Annotated in this window: 13 protein-coding genes and 1 tRNA gene; 6 read left to right on the top strand and 8 right to left on the bottom strand. The window is 48.5% G+C overall.

The annotated features are described in order from the left end of the window. Window positions 1-119 precede the first annotated feature (119 nt). The gene (locus WG68_RS12275; protein ID WP_046557981.1) at window positions 120-872 is read right to left on the bottom strand and encodes a DUF481 domain-containing protein; all 753 of its coding nucleotides are present in this window, start codon (window positions 870-872) and stop codon (window positions 120-122) included. 2 nt (window positions 873-874) lie between these two features. Continuing rightward, the gene (locus WG68_RS12270; protein ID WP_046557980.1) at window positions 875-1,708 is read right to left on the bottom strand and encodes a mechanosensitive ion channel domain-containing protein; all 834 of its coding nucleotides are present in this window, start codon (window positions 1,706-1,708) and stop codon (window positions 875-877) included. 157 nt (window positions 1,709-1,865) lie between these two features. Between WG68_RS12270 and WG68_RS12265 the strand changes: the two genes are divergently transcribed. The 3 genes from WG68_RS12265 to WG68_RS12255 all read left to right on the top strand — a co-directional run bounded on the left by WG68_RS12265 (window position 1,866) and on the right by WG68_RS12255 (window position 3,974). Then, window positions 1,866-1,941, top strand: a tRNA-His gene (locus WG68_RS12265). A gap of 109 nt (window positions 1,942-2,050) precedes the next feature. Next, window positions 2,051-2,590 (top strand): DUF1285 domain-containing protein, encoded by a 540-nt coding sequence (locus tag WG68_RS12260; RefSeq protein WP_046557979.1) that lies wholly within the window; start codon window positions 2,051-2,053, stop codon window positions 2,588-2,590. Window positions 2,591-2,690: 100 nt separating this feature from the next. Continuing rightward, a complete protein-coding gene (locus WG68_RS12255; RefSeq protein WP_046557978.1) occupies window positions 2,691-3,974 on the top strand; it encodes a metal-dependent hydrolase family protein in 1,284 nt (427 codons plus the stop codon). A gap of 9 nt (window positions 3,975-3,983) precedes the next feature. Here WG68_RS12255 and WG68_RS12250 read toward each other — a convergent pair whose 3' ends face one another. The 4 genes from WG68_RS12250 to WG68_RS12235 form a co-directional block, all read right to left on the bottom strand. Further along, window positions 3,984-4,472, bottom strand: coding sequence for a DUF2489 domain-containing protein (locus WG68_RS12250; RefSeq protein WP_046557977.1), 489 nt, complete (start codon window positions 4,470-4,472; stop codon window positions 3,984-3,986). Continuing rightward, window positions 4,472-5,029 (bottom strand): Der GTPase-activating protein YihI, encoded by a 558-nt coding sequence (gene yihI / locus WG68_RS12245; protein ID WP_046557976.1) that lies wholly within the window; start codon window positions 5,027-5,029, stop codon window positions 4,472-4,474. Before yihI ends, WG68_RS12250 begins: the two co-directional genes overlap by 1 nt. 31 nt (window positions 5,030-5,060) lie before the next feature. Beyond that, the gene (locus WG68_RS12240) at window positions 5,061-5,711 is read right to left on the bottom strand and encodes a class I SAM-dependent methyltransferase (protein WP_046557975.1); all 651 of its coding nucleotides are present in this window, start codon (window positions 5,709-5,711) and stop codon (window positions 5,061-5,063) included. Between the two features lie 593 nt (window positions 5,712-6,304). Continuing rightward, the gene (locus WG68_RS12235) at window positions 6,305-6,931 is read right to left on the bottom strand and encodes a c-type cytochrome (protein ID WP_046557974.1); all 627 of its coding nucleotides are present in this window, start codon (window positions 6,929-6,931) and stop codon (window positions 6,305-6,307) included. Between the two features lie 181 nt (window positions 6,932-7,112). On the opposite strand from WG68_RS12235, the gene yihA reads away from it, so the two are divergent. Beyond that, window positions 7,113-7,724 carry a ribosome biogenesis GTP-binding protein YihA/YsxC gene (gene yihA / locus WG68_RS12230; protein WP_046557973.1) on the top strand — a complete coding sequence of 204 codons (612 nt, stop codon included), beginning with the start codon at window positions 7,113-7,115 and terminating at the stop codon, window positions 7,722-7,724. A gap of 430 nt (window positions 7,725-8,154) precedes the next feature. On the opposite strand, the gene polA is transcribed toward yihA, so the two are convergent. After that, complete coding sequence (gene polA, locus WG68_RS12225) at window positions 8,155-10,926, bottom strand: DNA polymerase I (RefSeq protein ID WP_046557972.1); 2,772 nt, start codon at window positions 10,924-10,926, stop codon at window positions 8,155-8,157. Window positions 10,927-11,533: 607 nt separating this feature from the next. Between polA and WG68_RS12220 the strand changes: the two genes are divergently transcribed. After that, complete coding sequence (locus WG68_RS12220) at window positions 11,534-11,926, top strand: c-type cytochrome (RefSeq protein ID WP_046557971.1); 393 nt, start codon at window positions 11,534-11,536, stop codon at window positions 11,924-11,926. A 165-nt stretch (window positions 11,927-12,091) separates the two neighbouring features. Then, window positions 12,092-13,945: a diguanylate cyclase domain-containing protein gene (locus tag WG68_RS12215; RefSeq protein ID WP_046557970.1), complete on the top strand. Its 1,854-nt coding sequence runs from the start codon at window positions 12,092-12,094 to the stop codon at window positions 13,943-13,945. Window positions 13,946-13,951: 6 nt separating this feature from the next. On the opposite strand, the gene rep is transcribed toward WG68_RS12215, so the two are convergent. Further along, on the bottom strand, window positions 13,952-15,967 hold the full coding sequence (gene rep / locus WG68_RS12210; protein ID WP_046557969.1) for a DNA helicase Rep: 2,016 nt from the start codon (window positions 15,965-15,967) through the stop codon (window positions 13,952-13,954). Window positions 15,968-15,974: the final 7 nt, after the last annotated feature.

Below are 15,974 nucleotides of genomic sequence, written 5' to 3'. Positions count from 1 at the left end.
TAACAAGCTGTCAGGAGTTCAAGCATAGTTTAAAAATAGCGCTTTAAAAACTATTTATGTGAAATTTCTATTAAATAATAACACCTTAGCCAGATAACTGACTAAGGTAAAAGTTTAAACTAAAAAGAATAAACGAGGGTAAGTGAGGTTTGGGTATCGGTATTCTTTTTATCGGCCTGTACATCAGAATCGTTCTGGACCAGAAACGCCGCTTTCATTTGCATGGCGCCGTTAATCTTGGCGGTCAGCGCGGTTTCAGCAATGGTTCGGGTGTTATCATCACCGTATTCGACACTGAGCGTTTGGCTAAAAGCCGCAGATTCGCTGATTTGCCATTTGTAGGCAGCCGCACCGCGTACAATTAAACCGTTTTCAGTTTCGCCGGTGGCGCGGGTACCCGAAAAATAACCCGGACCAATTTCCACATCTAAGTGTTGTTTTTCGGCATTGAAAAGCCGGGTACCATAACCGACAGCCAGCGTATTGTATTTCTCAAAAGCACCAAATTTATCACTGGTATGGCTGCCAATAACAAACAGGTTGTCATGCTCGACCGTCAGCTTATATGCGCCTTTTGCTGAAATAAGATAACGTTCGGCAGAACGCTCGCTAAAGCGGTTACCATTAGCATCGGTTTTTTCGTCCTCTTTGAAAAAGGCGCTGAAAATATACTGATTACTCCAGGACTCGAGCTCCTGACGAGCATCAATTTTACCGGTAATCGAGGTGCCTACTGTATTACCTGAGGTAGTAATTGCACCCAGTTCCGCCGAGGTTTGCCACACTTTTGTCTGATCAGAACGGGTATTCTGAGCACTGACGGCGCTACTGACAGCCAGGCTGCCCAGTGCCAAAACAGTGATTAACTTCATGCTTACTCCTTAGTATCTGGTTTATCTTTATATAAATGCACATCCATTTGCGGGAACGGAATACCAATGCCTTTCTCGTCAAAAGTCAGTTTTACTTTCTCCAGAGTATCCCAGTACACCCCCCAGTAATCAGCCGAATTAACCCAGGGCCGTACGTTTAAATTGACCGAAGAATCAGCCAGAGCCGCTACTTTAATACTAAAGGCCGGATCCGCCAGCACCCGCTCATCGTTTTGCAAGATTTCTTCCAGGGTCTTTTTTGCCAGTAACAAATCAGCATCGTAGCTAATACCAATCACTAAATCGACCCGCCGGATAGGCTCTGAGGAATAGTTTGTAATGGGGCCGCCGGTAATCTGGGCATTGGGCACAATCACCCGCTTGTTATCGGGTGTTTTCATTTGGGTCTGGAATATCTCGATTTTCTCAACCGTGCCGGAGACGCCGCCGCCGTCAATAAAATCGCCGGCTTTAAAGGGGCGAAACAAAATAATCAGAATGCCAGAGGCAAAATTCGCTAATGACCCCTGCAGCGCCAGGCCTACGGCTAAACCCGCAGCGCCAAGAATGGCAATAAAGGAAGTGGTTTGCACCCCGATTTGCGACAAGGCCATTAAAATCGTTGCAATTAAAATGAGGGCATAAACAATACTGACCAGGAAAGCGACCACTGCTTTATCTACAGAGCGGGATAACAGGCCCTTTTCCAGCAAGCCTGATAAACCTCTGGCTACCATCCGGCCGATATAAAAGATAAAAATAGCCGCAACCAGCTGCAACACATAGCTCAATAGCAACTCATGATTGTTCTGATACAACGTGGTTATTTCTTCCATTGCGCACCCCTTAGTTAACCAAGTCAGACGAAATTGTTATTTTTCACGCGGCAAGTTTAGCAATCCCGGGCCCGGGATGGTACGCCATGTGCAGTAAAAAGCTAAAAAAACTTGGTAGCTGCAGCAAATTTAGCTAAAATAATCAGCGTTAACTATGGTGACTGTAGCTCAGTTGGTAGAGCCCCGGATTGTGATTCCGGTTGTCGTGGGTTCGAGCCCCATCAGTCACCCCAGCTCGTTGATTAAGTGGCCTTAGCTGACTACCAGCCATGGTTTCTCGCTTGACCCTCAGCCGCCAGCCCTCTATGGTTATAATCAACCTCAGCTTACAACAGTATCCAGATGGATTTAGTGTCTTTGCAACAGCAATTACAATGCCCGAACCTGGCGCCGGTAGAAAGTTGGCAGCCAGCGTTTTGTGGCGATCTGCCGCTGCTGATCACTGCTGATGGCCGTTGGTTGTATCAGGGCAGTGAGATCCGCAGGGCGCCGATGGTGCGCTTATTTGCCTCAGTATTAATTCGTCAACAGCAACACTATTATCTGCAAACCCCGGCTGAAAAGGTGCGGATCCAGGTTGAAGATGCGCCCTTTCTGGTGGTGTCCAGTCAGTGGCAGGCTAGTGCCCAAGGCCCACTGCTGACCCTGACCACCAACATTGGCGATGCTGTTAGTGTGACGCCACAGTATCCGCTACGTCTGCAATGCTATCAGCAACAAGCGCTACCCTATTTGCAGCTATGGCGAGGCTTATCAGCCCGCGTGAATCGTAATACCTACTATCAATTGCTTGAGCAAACCAGCGAAGTGCATTGCGCCGGTGCCAGCCATTTTCAGTTAAAGAGTGCCGGTTATCCATTCACTATAGGTATTTTGGAGTAGAACTGTTGTTCATCTGACAAAATATGGCCTGTGCCGCAGCCGGATTGCTAACTAGCAGCCTGAGGGTGCACATTGCACTGTCAATAAAAGGAAAAACATTATGCGCCACGCTTTACTAGTTATTGCGGTAACGATGGGTTTTAGTAGCGTTTCAGCCAGTGCCGCCACGCTGATTCATGCCGGTAAGCTGCTCAGTGTCGAAGATGGCAAGGTATTAACTGACTACACCATTATTATTGATGGTGACAAAATTACCGCTATAGAAGCAGGTTTTCGCCAGCCAGCAGCTGACGATACCCTGATCGATCTGACTCAACATACTGTGATGCCCGGCTTAATGGATATGCATACCCATTTTTATACTCAATTCAGCCCAACCGTATACAGTGAAAGCCAGCGCCTGAATGAGGCCGACTTCGCGCTGCGTGGGGCGGTGTTTGCGGAAAAAACCTTAATGGCAGGGTTTACGACAGTACGTGAGCTGGGCGACAGCTATCATATCAGTGTTGCACTGCGTAAGGCTATTACTCAGGGTTATGTCAAAGGGCCGCGGATTTATGCTGCAGGTAAGTCTATTGCGACTACCGGCGGCCATGCTGACCCAACCAATGGTATAGCCTTTGCCCAGATGGGCGATCCAGGTCCGAAGCACGGCGTCATCAACGGTGCCGACGAAGCTCGCAAGGCCGTGCGCCAGCGCTACAAAGAGGGGGCCGATCTTATTAAGTTAACCGGTACCGGTGGTGTGTTAAGCGTTGCTAAAAGTGGAACAAATCCGCAGTTTACCGATGCTGAGCTGGCGGCCGTAGTGGCCACTGCCAAAGACTACGACATGAAAGTGGCGGTACATGCCCATGGTAAGGAAGGCATGGAGCGTGCGATTAAAGCCGGCGTCGATTCTATTGAACACGGTACCTTTATGGACAACGCAACCTTTGCCTTAATGCGCAAGCACGGCACCTATTACGTGCCTACCATCAGTGCCGGCAAATGGGCTGCTGAAAAAGCCGCCATCAGCGGTTTTTTCCCGGAACTAGTGCGGCCTAAAGCTGCAGGTATCGGTAAGTTAATTCAGCAAACCTTTGCTAATGCCTATAAAGCCGGCGTAAAAATAGCCTTTGGTACCGATGCCGGGGTATTTGAGCATGGTGATAACTGGCGTGAGTTTGTGTATATGACAGAGGCTGGCATGCCGGCGATGGCGGCTATTCAGTCTGCTACAATTGAAGGGGCACGTTTGCTGGGCGTAGACACTGAATTGGGTAGCATTAAAGCCGGCAAGTTTGCCGACATTATTGCCATACCAGGTGACCCACTACAGGATATTCAGCTAATGGGGCAGGTTAGTTTTGTGATGAAAGCTGGCACCGTATACAAGCAGTAGCCAAAGCTGCTACAGCGCTTCGGCGGGTTTAAAGCGTTGCAGCAATTTAACGGTGTCGGCCAGAATTTGCGGTTTCAGTTGCTGCTCTGCCTGTAAGCGTTGACTGTCTTGCTGCCGGATAGCCTGTTTTGTTTGGGCTTGGCGTGCCTGGTGCGTTGGCATATCTTTTAGTATTTGATACATCTGAAAAATACCCGGGTAGTCTGCGGCTAACGGGCCTTGCTGCTGCTCGGGCAGCCGGTTTAGCAATACCCAAACCCGCAATGCGCCTTCAGACAGTTCGCATTGCCCTGCATCTACCGCTTTACAAATAGTATAAATACTTTGCTCGACATACAGCTGGTTCTGTAACTGCTGATGCTGTTGCTGCTTTACCTGTTGTAATTGCTGCTGTTGTTGTTGCCTTACCAGCCACAACAACTTACCGGCATAAAAAGCCAGCCCGGCTATCAGTAGCAAAGCTATTAGCAACAACACTATCATCCAGGAGTTATGCATTAATCCTCATCACCTAAAATTGATTTACGCCAATCAGTACGCTCAAACTGCGCCAGTGGATCGTCGTCTTCAATAGTTTCTGCTTGTTCTGTCAGGCCTAGTTGCTCAAGCAATTGTTCCAGTCTGGCCGTTTTAGCATTGAAATACTTAGCGTCTTTGCCGGTAAGTACTTCATTATTCTCAACCCTTTCCAGCAATTGTTGTAATAGCAGGTCGTTTTCAATTTGTGCCAGTTCTTCGGCCGGGCTTAAGCCTGGCTGTACCGCTTTCATCAGGCGGGCTTTTGGCTGCATATCGGGTTTAATCTGTGGTGTTACTACCGGCTCAGCCACCAGCGCTATCGGCTTTTTACTGCCAGTTCTGGGATCTTTGGGCCCACTATGGCCAGCGTGTTGCTCTGTTTTCTGTTCGATAACCGAGTTGCGACTACCGGATTTTTTGCCCGCGCCTTTTTTCTTGGTTTCTTCTTTGGGCTGGCGTAGTTTACGAGCTTCTGCAGCGGGTAAATGGCGCTGACCATTGTCGCCGGCATTACGGCTTTTCTTTTGACGCGTCATAACAGGATACCTGTAAAAAAGGGCGCATATTTTAACCAGTTTTCTGCAGAATCACCACATCATTCGTGACAAAGTCGACAGTCATTTTTGCCCGTGTCGCCAACCAGTGAAAAGTGTCCTGATGAAAAAAGCTGACATGGGTAGGATCATTCTTATAATGCCAGTGGCTAAAAGCCGGTAAATCAGTATAGCGTTTGGTCATTATCGCCAGGATGCCGGCAGGTTTCAGTAGTTTTTGCCACTGTGCCCACTCGTTGCCGGGGTTTACAAAATGCTCTATGGCCTCAGTACAGCAAATAAAATCGTACTGTTGCTGCAGTGCACCAGGGTTATCAGCAAAATACGGATCCCAGACTTGCATCTGCTGGCCGGCGTCGCTCAGCATTTTTGCCAGCAATGGCCCGGGGCCGCAGCCGAAATCGAGGCCGAGTTTTCGACTGCCCTGAAGTTTCGCTAATAAGGGTTGGCTTAACCGCGCTAAAAACCTGCGGTAGCCGTCATCGTCCATATCGTTATTGTGCAGCAGGTATTGCGCATATTCAGCCTGACTGCTGAGCAGGCTAAGGCGATCGGCGAATACCAATGCGCAGTTTGCGCAGCGAAAATAGCAACGTTGCTTATCCTGAAAATATAAAACGGGGTGCAAAGCCTGGCATAGCGGGCAAAAGGTATTAGCTGGCATGGGCTGATGTTATCTCATTTCAACAGTATGTTGTACAAAACACATTCTTCTAAAAAACAAAAGGGCGATAAGATAACCTTATCGCCCTGTTTATACTTGTGCCTAGGTGGACACTTCTCTCAATTTCGCTTAATCATCCTGATGCGTTTACAACGACCCTGTTAGTACAAGTTCCCTATATTTTTGCTTATCTTCCATGTATTAAATTTTATTCTTCACGACCATCCTGGTACTTTATTACTCATCCCTGGGCGTCTTACGACGCTATGCACCTTCCTGATGCCTAAAGAGTGTACCGATATCGGCACTTAACTTCCGTGCTGCTTGCGCTGGTCCATGTTGTTATTTGTTACTAAACGTAACTGGCTTTAATTTACTCTGATCTGAACAGATGACAAGTCTTTGCTGAAAAAAAAAGCACTATTTGTAGAGGGGTTTTTGGTAACTGACTGATAATCAGTTGGTTATAAATTTATCTTAGCAGTAAAAAAGTTCAATATTTTTTCAGGCAGGCGATTTTCTTACCGCTTTTGTAAGATATATCCCACAAATTTTGGTTTAGCACAGGGCCGCAGCCCTGTGCTAAGAGGGGATTAGTGCAAGCCACCTAAATACAGTGAGAGCACTCTGATGTCTTCATCTGTGAGTTTTTTGGCGATATCCTGCATCATGCCATTCATATCGTTAGCACGGGCACCACTGCGAAATTCTTCCAGCGTTGCCTTCAGGTAAGGGGCATGCTGGAACGATATCTTGGGAAAGCCAGCCAGGCTGGTGCCAACGCCACGTGGCCCATGACAGGCAATGCAGGCTGCAATGCCGCGTTCCTGATCGCCACCGCGATATAATTTTTCGCCTTGCGTAATCACATCTTCCGGCGTGGTTCCACTGCTCATCGTTTGCGAGGCGAAGTAAGCCGCCAAATCTTTCATATCCTGATCTGACAGGGTAGCGACCATACCAAACATAATGGCATTGTTACGGCCATCTTTGCCGCCGCTGCTCATCCCCAGCTTATAATCCGTCAGCTGCTTATAAAGATACTCGGCATGCTGACCGGCAATTTTCGGATAAATATCAGCCGGGCTATTACCATCAGTACCATGACAGGCAACGCAAGTCGTTGCTTTTGCTTTGCCTGCTGCAGCATCGCCATCAAAGGCTTGAGCTGTACCGATTAAACCGAATAACAGCGTCAGTGGAAGTACGAGTTTTTTCATTTTATATCCGTCTCTGTCCGCATTAAACCGCCAGCGAACTGGCAACTAGGGGTGTTTATAAGAATTAGATAAGCCATTTTACACGAAACTGCTCAAAGTAAAATCCCATCTGTGCTGCAAAAGCTTCTTCCGATCCGTCAGATCCGTTACAATAGCCCAAATTTAACCGCCGGAGCAGGCAGTGCATAAAGCAAAATTCAATTACCAACAAGCCACATTTTTAACCAGCGCACCTGATATTAAGGCATTACCGGCAGATACCGGCATTGAAGTAGCCTTTGCCGGGCGGTCTAATGCTGGTAAATCCAGTGCATTAAATACGCTGACCCGCCAAAATAGTTTAGCCCGAACCAGTAAAACGCCGGGCCGTACCCAGTTAATTAATACTTTTGTGTTTGCTGAAGACAAAAGATTGATCGATTTACCGGGTTATGGTTTTGCCAAGGTGCCATTGGCGGTAAAAGAGAAATGGCAAAAGTCGTTATCAGAGTATCTGGAGAAGCGGCAGAGTTTGCAGGGGTTAGTGGTGCTGATGGATATCCGCCATCCATTGAAAGATTTGGATCAACAATTAGTACACTGGGCGGTTCAAAGCCAGCTTCCGGTGCTTATTCTACTCACTAAAGCTGATAAGCTGGGACCGGGTGCCCGTAAGAAAACCTTGCTGGAAGTGCGGGAAGCCTCACTGGCTTTTATGGGGGATGTCACTGTGCACATGTTCAGCTCCTTAACCAAAATTGGTATGACCGAATTTGAGCAAACTCTGGATAACTGGTTTAGCACGGGTTCGTAACAGCCATAAAAAAACCGACACTACAGAGTGTCGGTTATAGCAATCGGGGAGAAGCTAATAATTCAAATCAACAGGGTGTCTTATTGCTAAGACGCCGTCATTATACAACAAAACCCGGATGTTTAAAGTATTTACTCTAAAAAAGATTGCTTTATTTCAGTTTTGACTGAGATCGACTGTTGTTTTGCTGAATTTCAGCTAAAAAAACGCCCCGCTGCAAGCAGCGGGGCGGCTAAATAAGCCTACTTTCTATTGCTTGCCATGGTGGCATTGCGCTGAAAGATAGAACATCTTACCTCTGTACCCTACCCGTCAAATTTTAACCAGTTGCGCCAAAAATGCAAGTTTTTATGTAATAAAACTACAAAAAATTATTATCAGGTGCTTTTAAGGTCTTTTATGTAATTAAATTACCATGTTGCAGGCGGCCTTAATGGGCCTGATCCCAGTTATCACCACTGCCTGCTTCAGCCAACAGCGGTACGTGCAAACTGGCGGCACTTTCCATAATACTCACCAGCTTAGTTTGCACGGCAGTCAGCGCTGGAGTGGGCACCTCAAACACCAGTTCATCGTGTACTTGCATAATCATTTTTATGTCAGTCGTTTGCTGGCTGTTTAGCCAGCTGTCGACTTTGATCATCGCCATTTTAATAATGTCGGCCGCGGTACCTTGCATCGGTGCATTGATCGCGGCGCGTTCAGCAGCTTTTTGCCGGCCCATATTGCGGGCGTTAATATCAGGCAAATACAGGCGCCGGCCAAACAAGGTCTCGACATAGCCCAGCTCATGGGCTTGTTTGCGAGTGTCTTCCATGTAGTGCAATACGCCCGGGAACCGCTCAAAGTAGCGGTTGACATAGTTTTGGGCATCGCTGCGGCTAATCCCCAGTTGTTTTGCCAGACCAAAGGCCGACATGCCATAAATTAAGCCAAAGTTTACCGCTTTAGCCTGACGGCGTTGCTCGCTGCTTACCGCGCCAAGCGCCACGCCAAAGACTTCTGCAGCGGTAGCTTTATGTACATCCAGGCCTTTGGCAAAGGCATCCAGCAGCGCTTTGTCGCCGGATAAGTGCGCCATGATCCGTAGTTCAATTTGCGAATAGTCGATGGCCAGAATTTTTTTATCCGCCGGGGCAATGAAGGCCTGGCGAATGCGTCGGCCCTCTTCGCTGCGGATTGGAATATTCTGCAGATTTGGTTCGGTTGAACTTAAGCGGCCCGTGGCGGCAATAGCCTGGTGGTAGGAGGTGTGCACCCTGCCGGTTAGCGGGTTAATCACTTTAGGCAGCTTATCAGTATAGGTCGATTTCAGCTTGCTTAAGCCGCGGTGTTCGGTAATCAGTTTCGGGAATTCATACTCCAGCGCGAGTTCAGCCAATACGTCTTCGGCGGTGGATGGCGTGCCGCCCGGTGTTTTCTTCAGTACCGGCAGGCCCATCTGATTAAACAGAATTTCCTGTAATTGTTTCGGTGACGCCATATTAAAGGTGCTACCAGCCTGCTGATATGCCAGCTCGGCCAGTTGATCAATCCGCTTTGCCAACTGCTGGCTTTGCACTCCTAGCAGAGCACTGTCAATCAGCACACCATGACGCTCCATTTTGCTCAGTATCTTAATTAAGGGTACTTCTATGTCAGTCAGTACTTTGGCCAGGGCTGGTTCGGCACTTAACTGAGGCCATAGTTTCAGATGCAGTTGCAAGGTAACATCGGCATCTTCTGCTGCGTAAGGAGCGGCTTGCTCAAGCGCTATCTGGTTAAAGCTTAATTGTTTCGCGCCTTTACCGGCAATATCTTCAAAACTAATGGTGCTGTGGCCCAGGTATTTCAGTGCCAGGCTATCCATATCATGCCGGCTGGCAACGGAGTTAAATACATAGGATTCCAGCATGGTATCAAAAGCAATGCCGTTAAGAGTAATGTCGTAACGAGCCAGTACACTCATGTCATATTTCAGATTCTGGCCAACTTTTGACTTGCTGTTATCCTGCAGCCAGGGTTTCAATGCGCTTAGTACCTCTTCCCGGTTTAGCTGTTCAGGCGCGCCAACATAATCATGTGCCAGTGGCAGATACCAGGCCTGACCCGGGGCAGTCGAGAACGACATCCCTACCAGTTCAGCCTGCATATAGTCGAGACTGGTAGTTTCGGTATCAAAGGCGGTAAGGGGCGCTTCTGCTAACACGGCCAACAGTTTGCTAAAGTCGGCTTGCGTCAGGATGCTCTGGTACTGGCTGCGATCCAGTGTTGCTGGCACTGGCTCGCTTGGTGCTACTTCAGCATTGTTACTGTCAGTTGGCCGGGTGTCAGGCTGTTTATCCTGTAAAATCTCCGCCAGCCAGCGCTTAAATTCACAGTGGCGATATAAATCGGCCAGCTGCAGGCGGTCGGCCGGTTGAATGGCCAAATCATCGAGCTGACAATTCAGTTCCACATCGGTTTTAATGGTCGCTAACTGATATGACAGTTCCAGCTGGCTCTTATGTTCAGCCAGCTTGGCTGCCATGGTTTTGGCTCCCCGGAAATTCAGCCCGGCCACTTTATCAAGTTGCTGGTAAATATTACTGATAGAACCCAGCCCCTGCAGCAGCGCAGCAGCGGTTTTTTCACCCACGCCGGGTAAACCGGGAATGTTATCAACTTTGTCACCCATCAGCGCCAGGTAATCGATAATGGCCTCAGGGGCCACTCCAAATTTCGTAACAACGGATTCGGGGTCGAGCAGGGTGTTGGTCATGGTGTTAATCAGGGTAACGTGTGCGTCAACCAGTTGCGCCATATCTTTATCGCCGGTAGAAATCAGGGTATGGCGGCCGGCAGCACTGGCCTGACGGGCCAGGGTGCCAATCACATCATCCGCTTCCACCCCACTGATACACAACAAAGGCAGGCCCATGGCGCGGACGATCTGATGAATGGGTTCAATCTGACTACGCAGGTCTTCCGGCATTGCCGGTCGGTTGGCTTTGTAGTCGCTGTACATCTCGTTGCGAAACGTAGGCCCTTTGGCATCAAATACCACGGCCATATGGCTGGGTTGGTATTGGCGCAGCAGGCTTTTCAGCATATTGATTACGCCATAGATGGCTCCGGTAGCTTCGCCGCGTGAATTGGTTAAATGGGGTGGTGAGTGATAGGCGCGAAATAAATAAGAAGAACCGTCTACCAGGATCAGCGGATTCGTTGGGATATAAACCATGGTTGTATCGTCCGGCAAAAATTTTCTATAGCATGCCACAGCTATCGTTCGACAGCCAGAATAGCTGCTGCCTGACCAGGGATAAAAAACGCTAACAAGCTGTGGATAACATTGTGCAGAACTAATAGCAGACAACCACGCATTCGATTGAATGATGGGTAGGAATAAAAGCTAACTACTTGATTTGTATTTTAAACGAGGGGGAAATCGTTAACGCCCTTGTTATTATTATTTTTATATCTGTTTTGTGGAAAACACTTTCTACAGGGTCTGGAATGTGCTGACAAACTTGTCGATCCATGACGTAGTAGGTCGATAAGACTACCACAAAGCAGTCGGATGCATAGTAGTTGTTTTAAATAATTTTGCTATTAAAAACCCATTCTTAAAGCAGCGAAAAGCATAAAGCATACTGGGTAAGGCTTAGCGAGCTGCAACCGCCGGCAAAGTGCTGTTGATCGTTTAGTTGCACGGCCTCGTAATGGCAAAAAAGACAGCTGGATAATAAAACAGCAGTTTCGAATAGCATCGCAGTCTTTTAATTGCGCCGACATGCAGGCTATAATGGCCAGAATTTATTACCGCCTTCAGCTATGGGAACTTTTTAATGAAGAAACTAACTTTTGCGCTGGCCCTGTCACTGCTTACAGTTGGTGCTATTGCCAGCACTGATAACGATGAAGCCCTGGCTAAGCGTATTGCGCCTGTTGGTCAGGTATATATTGCTGGTCAGCAACCAGCTGCTGCAGTACAGGCCACTGGCCCGCGCTCTGGCCAGCAAGTTTACAATACAGCGTGTATTGCGTGTCATGGCACCGGTGCGTTAGATGCGCCTAAACCTGGTGAAGCAAGCTGGAAGCCACGCATTGCCCAGGGGTTTGATGTGATGTTAAAGCATTCTATTGATGGTTTTAACAATATGCCGGCTATGGGTACCTGTGCTACCTGTAGCGAAGACGAAATTGCTGCGGCTATCCGCTTTATGATTGATGGTGTGTAGCAGATAAATAGCGTTGTAAAACAAAAGCCGTGCCTAGCACGGCTTTTGTTTTTGAAAAAGGCACGAATATGCAGCTGTTTGACGGTTGATCGCTTCCATGTGGTGAATCTTTGTGCATAATAGGGAGGCAAACTCAATTTCAGCAAACAGCAGAGTAGATAAAAGTTGAAGCTAAATGGATCGCAACTCCAACTGATCAAGGCCAAAGCGCGCCGACTCACCACGCTGATCAGCCGTTATAAGCAGGCCTATACCATACAGGGCGCTTTGTTACAGCTGTCTGAACTGGCCAGTACCATCAGTGACATGCGCGACTTCTACCCGGCGATCCATAAAATGGTGTCGGAATTGCTGCATGCTGAAAACTTTTATGTGGTGTTATATGACACCAGCACTGAACAATATCAGTTGCAGTATTTCTCTGATGAGAAAGACCAGCAATATATCAAGCAAGTCCCCTCTACGGCATTTTCCAGCGGTCTGACTGGCTATGTGGTGAAAACACGTCAACCTTTATTGTGTGACAGAGATCAGTTTATCACCATGATTGCCAATGGTGATATTCAGGCGCAGGGTTCAGAGTGCACGCATTGGATGGGCATACCGCTGTGGCGTGATGAACAGCTGATTGGCGTTATGGCCATTCAAACCTACGATAGTGACTATCGCTATGGAGCGGAACAGCTGGCGATGTTTATCAGTATTGGTGGCCATACTGTTACGGCACTGGATCGGGTAAAAAGCCGCGAGTTATTAGAGCTGACAGTGCAAGAGCGCACGCAGCAATTGCAGAAAATTAATACCTCGTTGCAAAAAGAGATTAAAGAACGCACTAATGCTGAACGTCTGCAGGCGGCGTTATATGAAATATCCGAGCTGACTGCCAGCAGTCGGGATATGCAAAGTTTTTACAAAGCCATGCACAAAGTACTGTCAGGTTTAATGTCAGCAGATAATTGCTATATCGCGTTACTTAACGCCGATCAAACCAAACTGACCTTTCCATTTTACCTCGACCAGTTCTCGCCACCGGCCCGGGAGCGGCCCATCAGTCGGGGGTTTACCGAGTATGTTATTCGTTGTGCCGAGGCCCGGCTGATTAACAGCGAAGCGGCCGAACAGCTGGCTGCTGAAGGAGAAATTCGTCGTGGTATGGCTGATCCCTTGCAACGGGCTCGTTTATCATCGTGCTGGCTGGGGGCACCGTTACTAATCGATCAGCGGGTTATCGGGGTGATCGCGGTGCAGGCGTATAACAATGCCTACCAATACACCGAGCAGGAACTGAGTATTTTACGCTTTGTCTCGCAGCATATTGGCGTGGCCATTCAGCGCAAGCTGGCAGCCGAAAAACAAAAGCAGCATCAGGAAGAGCTGGAACGTAAAGTATTTGAAAGTACCCGTGAGTTGCGTCAAACCAACCTATTTTTACGCTTGCAGGTTGAAGAGCGGAAAAAAGCCGAGCAAAAATTATTTTATGAGGCCAATCACGACTTATTAACCGGCCTGGCTAACCGACAGATGTTTTTAGAGCAGCTAAAACGCCAGTTTGCCTTACATAAGCGCCAGCCGATAGAGGGCATGGCGATGCTGTTTCTGGATTTAGATCGCTTTAAGCTGATCAATGACACCCTCGGCCACCATATTGGCGATGCGTTTTTAGTGGAAACCAGCAAGCGTATTTTAAGTGCAGTTCGCGAGCATGACTTGGCGGCACGGCTGGGCGGCGACGAATTTGTAGTGCTGTTGCAAAACCTGCAGGGCGAACATGACGCGGAAGAGGTGGCGCAGCGCATTATTGAAAAAGTACGCGAGCCTTACTATCTGGAAAACCAGCAAGTAAATTCGGGTGTGAGTATCGGTATTGCCCTGATGCAGCCAGACTACAATAATGGTGAGCAACTGCTGCGCGACGCCGATGCGGCTATGTACCATGCCAAAGCGTTGGGCCGTGGCCGTTATGCCATTTTCCAGGACTCAATGCGCGATCAGATGCTCAAGGCGCTTGGCGCCGAATAACGCCGGCTAGTCTTTTTTCAGCATCTGGCGCAGTCGCTCCAGATGGGCCTGGCCGGTTTGCTGACGTTGCTGTTCGCTTTTCACCGGTGCTGCCTGCTGCCAATCCAAATCGTCCTGCGGTAATTCATGCAAAAAGCGGCTGGGCTCGGGCCTGATAACTTCACCGTACTGGCGTCTTTCTTTGGCATAGGTAAAGATTAATTCGCGCTGGGCCCGGGTTACCCCAACGTAAGCCAGCCGGCGCTCTTCTTCAACGTTATCTTGATCAATGCTGCTCTGGTGTGGCAATAAGCCCTCTTCCATGCCCACCATAAACACATAGGGGAATTCCAGACCTTTCGAGGCATGTAAGGTGAGCAGCTGTACCTGATCGGCATTGTCTTCCTGCTGCTGGCGTTCCATCATATCACGCAGCGTTAGCCGGGTGACTACCTCGGGCAGCGTCATCGGCTCGTGTTCATCATCGCCTTCCAGCATGCTACTGATCCAGCGGTACAGCTCGTTAACGTTTTTTAACGCCATTTCCGCGGCTTTCGGGCTGTTACTTGTTTCAAACAGCCAGGCTTCATAATGGCTTTGCCGGATTAAATCGCGCACAGCTTCAGCCGGATCGGCCCGTTTAGCATTATCGGCTACCTGGTTAATCCAGTTGGCAAATTGCTGCACCGCCTGCTGAGCGCGGGCCGACAAATGCATCGACAACTCCATGTCGCAGCAGGCAGCAAACAAACTGATATTTTTGCTATTCGCCAGGTTGCCAACCTGTTGCAAGGTGGCTGCACCAATTTCACGCCGGGGCACGTTGATAATTCGCAGCAGGGCATTATCGTCATCCTGATTCACCAGCAAGCGCAGGTAGGCCATCACATCTTTAATTTCACTACGGGCAAAAAACGAGGTGCCGCCAGAGATCTTATAGGGTATGCGGTTGGTCATCAGGGCTTTTTCAAACACCCGCGCCTGGTGATTGCCCCGGTACAGCAAGGCATAGTCGCGGTATTCGCTGCGGTTAATAAAGCGGTGTGAAATAATTTCGGCCACCACTTTTTCCGCTTCATCTTCTTCGTGTTTGCACGGCAATACCCTAAGTGGCACGCCATAGCTGTTCTGACTGAACAGCTTTTTTTCAAATTCATGCGGGTTGTTGGCGATCAGAATATTGGCCGCTTTTAAAATCCGCTCGGCTGAGCGGTAGTTTTGCTCCAGTTTTATCACATTTAAATTGGGGAAATCGGTTTTCAGCAGCACCAGGTTTTGCGGCCGGGCGCCGCGCCAGGAATAAATCGACTGGTCGTCATCGCCTACCACGGTAAAACGCTGGCGCTCGCCTACCAGCGCTTTTACCAGTTCATACTGGCTGGTATTGGTATCCTGATATTCATCAACCAGTAAATACTGAATTTTTTGCTGCCATTTTTGCCGAACTTCGGCGTTATGTTGAAACAACAAGGTCGGGATCAGAATTAAGTCATCAAAATCCAGCGCATTGTAGGCTTTGAGCTGGTCGCTGTATTGCTGGTAATAGTTTGCAAAATTAATACTTTGCGGGTCGCTGGCGTGCTTTATCGCCAACGCTGGCAGGGTTAAGTCGTTCTTCCAGCCGGATATTTTACTTTGCAGCGCTTTTAATAAATCTTTGTCGCCCTGAAACTCATTCGCTGTCAGCTCTTTTAACAACGCCATGCTGTCCTGATCATCAAACAGGCTGAAACTGGCTTTATAGCCAATATGCCGACATTCCTTCTTGATGATCTCCAGGCCCAGGGTATGAAAAGTAGAGATAGTCAGGCCGCGGGTAGCGGTTTTGGGCAGCTGGGCATGAATACGTTCGCGCATTTCCCGCGCCGCTTTATTGGTAAAGGTAACTGCCGCTATATGCCGCGCAGGCAGCTGACATTGCTGAATTAAATAGGCAATTTTATTGATAATAACCCGGGTTTTACCGCTGCCGGCACCGGCCAGCACCAGGCAGGGCCCGGCGATAAAATGAACAGCGGCGTTTTGTTGCGAATTTAACTGCATAGCCTAT

Origin of the sequence: Arsukibacterium ikkense (genome assembly GCF_000987775.1) — a bacterium.
GTDB lineage: Bacteria > Pseudomonadota > Gammaproteobacteria > Enterobacterales > Alteromonadaceae > Alishewanella > Alishewanella ikkense.
This window is presented reverse-complemented; position numbering and strand designations above follow the sequence as displayed.